Source organism: Mycobacterium sp. UM_Kg1 (assembly GCF_000972925.1).
GTDB lineage: Bacteria > Actinomycetota > Actinomycetes > Mycobacteriales > Mycobacteriaceae > Mycobacterium > Mycobacterium hiberniae.
The window spans coordinates 1-10,404 of sequence record NZ_JRMK01000130.1 but is presented as its reverse complement, the minus strand read 5'-3'; the positions used below and the strand labels follow the sequence as shown (position 1 = coordinate 10,404).

General features: G+C 72.3%; 2 protein-coding genes and 1 pseudogene. 2 read left to right on the top strand and 1 reads right to left on the bottom strand.

Features of this window, described 5'->3' with window-relative positions; genetic code table 11:
- The coding region (locus tag LI92_RS23825) for a hypothetical protein (RefSeq protein WP_192830078.1) at window positions 1-7,071 on the bottom strand (7,071 nt) is incomplete at its 3' end.
- On the opposite strand from LI92_RS23825, the gene LI92_RS24395 reads away from it, so the two are divergent.
- Both LI92_RS24395 and LI92_RS23815 read left to right on the top strand, forming a co-directional pair.
- Window positions 6,982-8,856 (top strand): hypothetical protein, encoded by a 1,875-nt coding sequence (locus LI92_RS24395; RefSeq protein WP_286135163.1) that lies wholly within the window; start codon window positions 6,982-6,984, stop codon window positions 8,854-8,856. The genes LI92_RS23825 and LI92_RS24395 overlap by 90 nt on opposite strands.
- 567 nt (window positions 8,857-9,423) lie before the next feature.
- Window positions 9,424-10,404: pseudogene (locus LI92_RS23815) on the top strand (hypothetical protein); the annotation flags it as partial.

Below are 10,404 nucleotides of genomic sequence, written 5' to 3'. Positions count from 1 at the left end.
ATGTGTATAAGAGACAGCACCGATGCTGTTGCCGGTGCTGGCGTTGCCCTCAGCACCATCGCCACCGGCACCACCGGCACCACCGATGCCGCCACCAACACCCACGCCGCCGGCACCGCCCTGGCCGCCAGCACCACCGACACCGTCTGTGGTGCCAGTGGCGTTGCCGATACCGCCGTCACCGCCGTCACCGCCGTCGGCACCGAGACCGTCGCCGCCGGCACCACCATTGCCACCGTGGCCGCCAGTGCCATCTGCCGCGACCTGGTTCCCCGCAACGGTAATCGCCTGGACATTGCCCCGGCCACCGTTACCGCCGTTGCCGCCAACAGCACCGTCGGTGCCGTTCACACCGCCGTCACCGCCGTTGCCGCCGGTGGCGGTCCCGTCGACGCTGTTATTCGGTCCGGCGCCCGAGGTTCCTTGCACAGAGCCGATACCGCCGTTACCGCCGTCACCGCCCAGGCCAGCGCCGCCTGCACCGCCAATTCCCTTGCCGGTCGCCGTCCCGCTGTTCCAGGAGACGACCTGAGCCAAGCCGCCGTTGCCGCCGGTAGCACCAGCAGTACCCAGACCGCCCACGCCGCCGATTGCGGTCCCGTTATCGACCTTGCCCTGGCTCAGCGAAATGAGCTGGGCGTCACCGCCCTTACCGCCGCCGCCGCCATCGGTGCCCACGCCTCCCGCGCCGCCGGTGGCGGCGCCGTTGGTGATCCCCTTGCCGTTTCCGCCTTGGATCACGCCGTAACCGCCGTTACCGCCGGTGCTGCCCAGACCAGTGCCCTCACCGCCGGCACCGCCGGTCGAGACGGCACCGTCCACGGTGTTATTCGGGAGGTTGCCGGAGTTCTGGTCAATGCCGCCAGTGACAGCAGCGTAACCCCCGTTGCCGCCAACGCCCTGATCACGGCCGATGCCGCCATTACCACCGGTGGCGACGCCGTCGGTGACCGAGGTGTCCGCACCAGCCGCAGCGATCCCGCCCGCGCCGCCAGTTCCGCCCGTGCCGCCGTCGATGCCCTGCCCTCCGGTGCCGCCGGTGGCGGTGCTGGACTTCACAGCGCCGCCATAGGTGGCGGTGATCTCGGCATTTCCGCCGACGCCACCAGTACCGCCATCAGAGCCGACGCCAGCGTTCCCGCCTATAGCGGAGCCGGTGGTGACGGTGCTGCCGGCGCCCGTCGCGGTGATGCTCGCCGCACCACCAGCGACGGCGCCACGGGAGTCACCCGCGGTCGCGGTGCTGTCGATGACCTTGCCGCCGCCGGTAGCGCTCACCGTGGCGCTACTGCCATTGGCACCGGTGGTGCCATCGCCGGCACCGCCGTCGCCGCCGTTAGCTTCAGCACCGCTGATTTCAGTGCGGGTACCCACCGGTAGTGAGTCGCTGGTGAAACCTTCAACGAGGACGTTGCCGCCATTGCCGCCGGTACCGCCGTTGATCGCGTTGCCACCGTTGCCAGCGGTCGCGGTGCCCTCGACGTGGGCACGGGGGCCGCCGTTGAACTGGGCGGCACCACCGTTACCACCGGTACCTCCGCTGCCGTCGGCGTCACCACCGTTACCACCGTTACCGGCGGTGACAGTGCCACTGACGGTGCCGGTGTAATCGTCGAGGTCATCCGGCGGGTTGCCCGCGTACATGCCTTCGAGGTTCGCTCGGCCACCGCTGCCACCCTGGCCGCCGGCACCGATACCGTCACCCCCATTGCCGCCTTGGACGGTGCCGCTGGTGATGGTGCCCCTGTGGCTGCCATTGCTGTTGACGTAAGCGGTGCCGCCGGCACCACCCTTGCCACCGTCGAAACCGTCACCACCGTTGCCGCCGGTGGCATCAGCGTTGGTGTTACTGCCGTTCATCGACCCGAGGCCACCGTAACTGGCATCGCCGCCCTTGCCACCGTCGTAACCGTTGCCGCCGTTACCACCGACAGCCTTGCCACTTGTGACGGCCGATTGGGCATTGATCAAGCCCTCGCGGCCGCTGCCGCCGGTGCCGCCATCGATACCGTCACCGCCCCTGCCTCCGATCGCGACACCGTTCTCGGTCTTAGCGGCGCCATAACCTGAGGTCCACAGCTGATGAGCCCCGTAGCCGCCGTTGCCGCCGATCCCGGCGTTGCCGGTCCCTCCGTCACCACCGACCGCAACACCATTAGTGATCGTGGTGCCTTGTGCTGCGTTGTACGAGAACAGCCACCCGAAGTTGCCGGCGCCGCCCTTACCGCCGTTCAGGCCCTCCCCTCCGTTACCGCCGGTGGCGCTGCCGGTGTGCTTGGCGCTGGGGGCATCCGCACTGATCTCGGCCCAGCCGCCGTTGCCGCCGGTGCCACCGGACTCAGCATTGCCACCATTGCCACCGGTGGCGCCGGCCTGCTGCCCGGCGATCGAGTTGGTCACGATGCCAGCCGCCGTGCCGCCATTCAGGGCTTCGATGGTGCCGTCAGCTCCATTGCCACCCTTGCTGCCGACGCCGTCGCCGTCACCGCCGTTACCACCGGTAGCCGGACCGCTGGCCTTACTGCCAGCACCGTCGGCCGTCACGATGCCGTTGCCCGCTTTACCGCCCTGGCCGCCGTTGAGGCTGTTGCCGCCTTCGCCACCACCAGCAGATGCGCCGGCCACAGCACCGCCGTTGGTAGCCGCTATCGTGCCGCTGCCACCGGTACCTGCGTTGCTGCCACTGCCGGCATTCCCACCCGTGGCATGACTGTCGGTCACGCTGCTGTTCGCGCCGGCAGCCGTGATCGAAGCCGTGCCACCAGCGACAGCGCCACGGGAGTCACCCGCGGTGGCACTGCTGTTGGTGATCACCCCGCCGCCGGTGGCGGTGAGACTGCCGTCCTGGCCGGCACCGCCGTTGCCCAGGGCACCGCTGCCGCCGTCACCACCGGACGCGGCACCATTGGCGGCGCTGCCAATACCGTCGGCCGACACCGACCCCTTGCCGCCGGCGCCACCGGTGCCCACGCCGGCGTTGCCGCCGGCGCCGCCGACCGCGCCCGCGCCGCTGCCGTGAGCCGATCCGCCGTTAGTTCCGCTGACCGTCGCCGAACCACCCGCACCGCCCGCCTTACCGGCCACGGACGCAGTGGCGTCACCTCCTGCACCGCCGGCGCCACCAGTAGCCGCACCACCGGCCGTGCCACCGTTGGCGACGACGGTGGCGTTGCCACCGAGGCCGCCAGCCCCACCGACTCTGGTCGTGAAGCCGTCACCGCCGTTACCACCGGCACCACCGGTAGCCGACGTGGTGTCCTGGCCAGCCACAACGGTGTTGGTCACCACGCCCCCGTTGTGCGCCTCAATGGACGCCGCGCCACCGGTTGCGCCGGCACCGCCGTTCGCGCCCGTACTGGCAGTACCGCCGACACCGCCGACTCCACCGGTCGCGGTGCCGCCCTGAACGCTGCTCGCACCATCGGCAGAGATCGTCGCGGCGCCGCCGTTTCCGGATGTGGTCCCCAGCAGGGCGCCCGTCGCGCCGGCACCGCCGATGGCCGTGCCGGTGGCGCTGCTGGTGTCCGATGCCGTGACTGTCGCAGCACCGCCCTTACCGCCGGTCCCGCCAGCCCTGTCGGTGCCGCCCACGCCTCCGTCTCCGCCGCGACCGCCGACGGCTGCGCCACCGGCCATACCGCCGTTGGCCGTGATGGTGGCCGTTCCCCCGGCGCCGCCATTACCGCCGGCCAAGCCGTTGTTACCGGCACCGCCGTCGCCGCCGTTACCGGCCTGCGCCGAACCTGAAGCGGTGCCACCGTTGCTCGCCGAGATTGTGGCGGCGGCACCGGCGCCGGCAATCCCGCCGGTACCGTCACTGCTGTCGCCGTTGCTGCCGCCGTTCCCACCGGCCGCATGGCCGTCGATGATCTGGCCTCCGGTGGTGGCATTCAGGACGGCACTTCCACCCGCGGCGCCACCAGCGTTTCCACCCGTGGCCGAACTCGCCTCGACGGTGCTGTTCGCGCCGTCTGCTTGGAGCTCCGCTTTACCGCCATTGGCGGCGGCGCTGGCATTGCCGCCGAACGCGTCGCTGTCGGTGATAATCGCCCCGTTCCGGCCGACGACCACCGCGCCGCCGCCCTGCCGGTTGTTCATGCTGTCGCCGGCCTGGGCGCGACTGCCGGTGACGCTGCTTCCCTCGTCATAGGCCCTGATGTTGGCTTCCGAACCGCTAGCGCCGTTGACGCCGTTGACGCCAGCGCCGGCCTGACCACCAATGGCGGTGCCATCGGCAGTGCTGTTCACACCGAGGGCCTGGATGAAGCCCTGGCCACCCATGCCGCCCTTGGCGCCATCCCCAGCGCCGCCGTCGCCACCCTGTCCGTAGCCGCTGGCTTGGGCACCCGCGTTGAGCGCTGCGACCTGGCCGGTGTAGCCAGCGCCGCCCTCGCCGCCGTTACTCGCGTTGCCGCCATTACCGCCGACGGCGGTGCCGTTGGCTTCGGCCAACGCGGCACCGGTGCTGACGCCGGCCAGCCCGCCGGTCATCACGACCGCTTGACCACCCGCGCCGCCGGTGCCGCCGGTGCTGGCGTTGCCGCCGTTGCCGCCGGTCGCCGCACCGGAGGCGTGACCTCCGGTGCCGTCGTACCCGGATTGCACGCTGCCACCCGCACCGCTGCCGCCCTTGCTTGCGGTGCCAATGGCGTCACCGCCGTTGCCGCCAGTACCGGATCCTTGAGCACTGGCGCCGATGCCGCCGGAAGTGGTGGCGCCGACGTAGCCGGTGGCACCGTTGCCGCCCCGGCCACCATCGGATCCGGCGCCACCGTCACCACCAGTAGCTGTGCCGCTGACCTCGGCAGTCGAGCCGCTGCCGTGGACCCGCCCCCAACCGCCGGTGCCGCCCTGGCCACCGTTACTACCCGTGCCACCGGCACCGCCCTGGGCGGTGGTGTCGTGCACGTTGGCCCCGGTCAAAGCCGTCACGCTCGCGGTGCCGCCGGCACCGCCAATACCGCCGACGCTGCCGGCGCCACCGTCACCACCGATGACTGTGGCATCGCTGACTTTCGCGCCGCCGCTGGACTCGATACTGGCCGCGCCGCCGCTGCCTCCGACGCCGCCGCTGCTGTCGCCGGCCCCAGCGTCACCGCCGGTCACCGACGAGTCGATGACTTTGCTGTTGGCACCGGTCGCAGTGATTGTGGCCGCACCGCCGACTGCGGTCTCCGAGCCCTCCCCGGCAACCGCGGTGCTGTCGACGATGGTTCCGCCGCTGGAGGCGGTGATCGAGGCCTTGCTTCCGGCACCGCCGGCACCGCCGTCACCGCCGGTGGCGCTGGCCCCGTCGACGCTGCTTCCGGTGCCGTTGCCTCTGACCTCGCCCAGGCCGCCGTCGGCACCGGTGGCACCGTTGCCGCCGACAGCGATGCTGTCCCTGATGGTGTTGTTGGCGCCGTTGGCCGCGACGATGCCCTGCGCGCCGGCGCCGCCGTTCACACCGCCCGCCCCGTTGCCGCCGTTGCCGCCGTTGCCGGTGCCCTCGACGGAGCTGTTGATGCCACCGCCGGTCGACGTCCCCACACTGACTATCCCGCGGCCGCCGTCGCCACCGGTGTTGCCCGCACCGGTGCCGGTACCGCCGGCACCACCGTTCGCGGTGCCACTGGCGTCCGTGTAGCTGCCCTGGGCGACCACCTGACCGAGCGCCCCGGCGCCGCCCTTACCGCCGTCGATACCCGCACCACCGGCGCCACCGTAGGTGACACCCGAAGCCTCGGATTCGTTCCCGAAGGCGAGCACGGTGGACATGCCGCCGACGCCTCCTACACCGCCGCCGGTCGCCGCGCCACCGGCGCCACCGAAGGCCGAGCCGGTGGCGCTGCTTCCTTCGCCGAGTAACGGCTGAGCCGAGTAGCCGGTCTGGATCCAGCCGCCGGCGCCCGCACCACCGACGCTGCCCGCGCCGTCGGCGCTGCCGCCGGCACCACCGACCGCAGTGCCGTCCGCGGTGCTGTCGACCCGCTGGGCGAACACCCCGCCTTGAGCGCCCGCACCACCGACACCACCGTCGGTACCGGCACCGCCGGCCCCGCCGGTGGCGATGCCCTTGGCCGTGGCACCGGCCGCCCAGGCGGCAACGTAACCGCTCCCGCCGGCACCACCAGTGCCCCCGGTGCTGCCGGCGCCGCCGGCACCACCGGTGGCAATGGCATTGTCAACGCTGCCACCCGAGTTGGCCTCAACCGTTGCACCGCCGCCGACACCGCCGACACCGCCGTTGGGGTCCCCGGCCCCCGCCTTGCCGCCGGTGGCCGAGCTGCTGGAGACGGTGCTGTTGGCGCCGTCGGCCGTGATGCTCGCGGAACCGCCGGTGGCGCTGTCACTGCCGGCGCCCGCAGTGCCGTGGCTGTTCGTGACAACTCCACCATTGGTGGCCATCACATTGGACTCACCACCGTTAGCAGCGTGCTCACCAGCACCGGCGTTACCACCGGAACCACCCGTGCTGCCCGAACCGGTCGTGCTGCTGCCCGCCAGTGCCGTGACGTAACCCAGCCCACCATCACCACCAACAGCACCAGCGCCAGTGCCCGAACCGCCACTGCCACCCTGCGACGTGCCATTGGCCGTGGAACCAGCACCCAGCGCATTCACCTGACCATTAGCGGCGTTACCACCGGTACCCCCGTCGAGGCCCGCACCACCGGCACCACCAGTCGCGCTACCCGAAGACTCCGCCCCGACACCGCCGGACAAGATGCTGCCCCGAGCACCGTCACCACCGGTGCCACCACCGGTGGCCTCACCACCGGCACCACCCTGAGCGGTGCCGTGCGAGGTACCACCACCAGTGGAGCCGAAGTCCTGCCGGCCGCTTTGGATCACACCATTGCCACCGTCGCCGCCGGTGCTACCGCCACCTGCAGCATCACCACCGGCACCGCCGGTCGCCGACCCATACGACAAACCACCCGTGCCACCGTCATTGGCGTAGTGACCGGCCTCCAACTCACCGAAGCCACCCTTGCCCGCGTGACCACCATTGGTGGCATCACCACCGACACCACCGGTGGCCACCGCAGAGTTACCGCCGCCGATCACACCACCGGCATGGTCAACCACCAGGAACCCGGCACCACCATCACCACCGACGCTGCCCGCACCATCACCGGTGCCACCAGCAGCACCAGTCGCCGAACCCGTAATCGCGCTACCCGCACCAACCGCCGACGCAGCACCCACACCACCAGCACCACCCGTGCCCTGGTTAGTGCCGGCACCACCGGCACCACCAGTGACCGTGGTGCCCGTGATCGCCGCACCCTCGGCGGCCGCAATAACCGCCGCACCACCAGAACCACCGACACCACCGGCAGAGCTGACACCGGCAGCGCCGCCGGTCGCGACGCCGCTGGCACTGCTGGTGCCGTCAGCGGTGATCGAGGCGCCGCCGCCCTGACCGCCGTTGCTACCGGCCGCCGTGGTAGTTCCGTCGTCACCCGCACTGCCGTTACCGCCGGTGGCGCCTCCACTGGCCGTGCCGCCCGGGGCGGCCTGGATCAGTGCACCGCCGCCACCACCACCGCCACCACCGCCGTGGCCGGCTTCGGTCGCGGTATCGAGGGCCCCGGCACCACCGTCACCACCGAGGCCGGCGGTGACGCTTCCACTGGCTCCTGCGCCGTCGATGATGGCCGCACCCTTGCCACCCGCGCCACCGTCGCCACCGCCGCCGGCCGCGCCGGTGGCGGAGCCCAAGCCGCCGGTGCCACCGGTGCCACCGGTGCCGCCGCCCTGGGCGAACGCGTTCCCGAAGTTGTCATAGACGATGCCGTCGCCCTGACCGCCCTGACCGCCCTGACCACCCTGACCGCCGGAGCCGGCCGCACCGGCGTTACCGCCCGCACCGCCATTACCGCCAGAGCCGGCCACCAGTGCGGTGCCACCGCCGGCACCCGCGCCGCCAGCACCGCCCGCACCGCCGTCGCCGAGGCTGCCACCTGTACCGCCGGCACCACCGTCACCACCGCGGTCACCGGGGTTGACACCGGCGTGTCCGGCACCGCCGGCGCCACCGTTACCGGCCGGGCCGGTGATCTCGGCTCCGGAGTTGCCGGCCTTGCCGCCCGTGGAGCCGGTTCCTGCGGTACCGGCGCCGCCGGCCGCACCGACCTCGCCGCCCTGGCCACCGTTGCCGCCGTCGATGTGGTCCACGGTGCCGTCGGCACCCTTACCGCCGTCACCGGCCGTGCCTGCGTCGCCGCCGTTGCCGGCATCGCCGCCCACGCCTGTCGCGCCGTTGGCACCGCCACCGGTGGACGTGCCGCCGACGCCGCCGTTGCCACCGGTGCCACCGTTACCACCGTTACCGCCGGTGCCACCCGCACCGCCTTCGCCGGTTCCGTTGTCGTCGAATGTGCCGTCGGCGCCGGTGGCACCCGCGCCACCGTTGCCGCCGGAACCAGCGTTGCCGCCCGCACCACCAGTACCGCCGACGAAGCCGGTGCCACCCACGCCGCCAGCGCCGCCAGCTCCGCCGTTGCTTCCGCTCTCGCCATTGCCCCCGGGGTAGACGCCCGCCTGGCCGGTGTAGCCAGCGCCGCCCTTGCCGCCGGCACCACCATCACCACCATCACCCTGCGGGGCATGCGAACCGTTCGTGTTCAGACCACCCTGGCCGCCGTTACCACCGTTGCCGCCCGTGCCGCCGGCCTCGCCGTCGACGCCGGCCGTCGTCGAACTCGCCCCGGCGTGCCCCGCACCGCCGTTGCCGCCCTTGCCACCGGCACCCGCGGTGCCGTCCTGACCGCCGTCGGCCTGGCCGCCACGGCCGAAGCCACCGACACCGGCACCGCCAGCGTCGCCACCGGCACCGCCAGCGCCACCGGCGTAGCCATCCACGTGTGAGGCGTCGCCATCGGCGCCCTGGGCGCCCGCGCCACCCTGACCGCCGTCGCCACCGTCGCCGCCGTTACCGCCGAGCCCGTCCAGACCCGCCGTGGAGCCCGTGCCGCCGACGCCACCGGCACCACCGGCACCACCATCGGTGCCCGATTCACCGGCACCACCGGTCGCACCGGCGACCGTCGCGTTCTCGCCCGTCTGACCGGTATAGCCCTTACCGCCGGCGCCACCGTTACCACCGGCACCACCGGCACCGTCGGCGGCACGCGTGCCATCGGCTTCCTCGCCACCCAGGCCGCCGTTACCACCGGCGCCACCGGCCTGACCGGCGCCACCAGCCACACCCGCTGTGTGCGAGTCAGCACCATCGGCGCCGTCCTTACCGGAGCCACCATTACCGCCGACACCGGCAGTGCCGTCGGTGGCACGCCCGCCACCGACCTCTAGGCCGCCACGGCCGGCGTTACCGCCCGCGCCACCATTGCCACCGGCAGTGCCCGCCGCCAAGCTCGGGTCTCCGGCCGCGTCATACCCGGCGCCACCCGCACCGCCGGAGCCACCCTTACCGGCATGCCCGTCCGAACCGGAGGCCGCCTGCGTGGCGCCCGAACTGCCGCCGGCACCACCGGCACCGGCGTTACCTCCATCGCCACCATTGCCACCATTGCCCCCGGTGCGGTCCACGGCGGTACCGGCGGTACCGGCGGCACCATCAGCGCCATCCGTGCCCGAACCACCGGCACCACCGACACCACCGACGCCATGCTGGCCCGCTACGGCACCGCTACCACCGGCACCACCATCGCCACCTCGGCCACCATCCGTACCCGACACACCCGGGCCGGCATTCTCGGCCACCGCATCAAAGCCGGCACCACCCTTGCCACCGGCACCACCGCTGCCACCGTCGCCGTCGGCGACACGGGTCACACCGTCGGCCTTCAGGCCACCCTGGCCGCCGTTACCACCAGCACCGCCAGCACCACCGTTTCCGCCGGATTGACCCGCACTGGTCGAGGCAGCACCGGCAAAGCCCGCACCACCGGCGCCACCGGCGCCACCGACACCGGCCACACCATTGGTTCCGCTGGCTGCCGTACCGGTCCGGCCCACGCCACCGGCACCACCGGCACCGGCGTTGCCACCCGCACCACCGTTGCCGCCGTCGCGGCCATCGACATGACCGGCATCCCCGGCCGCACCCGCAAGACCCTTGCCACCGGCACCACCGGAGCCACCGGCGCCACCAACACCACCAAGGCCCTGCAGGCCCGCCGTCGAACCCGTGCCCCCGGCACCACCAGCGCCACCAGCACCACCATTGGTGCCCGACTCACCGGCACCACCGTCGCCGCCGGCCACCACCGCGTCAGCACCGGTCTTACCGCTGTAGCCGGCACCACCCTTACCGCCGTCGCCACCAGCACCACCAACACCGTCAGTGGCCCGACCGCCACCGACGTTCAGACCACCCTGGCCACCGTTACCACCGGCACCACCAGCACCACCATTGCCACCCGAGACACCCGCACTGGTCGAGGCAGCACCGGC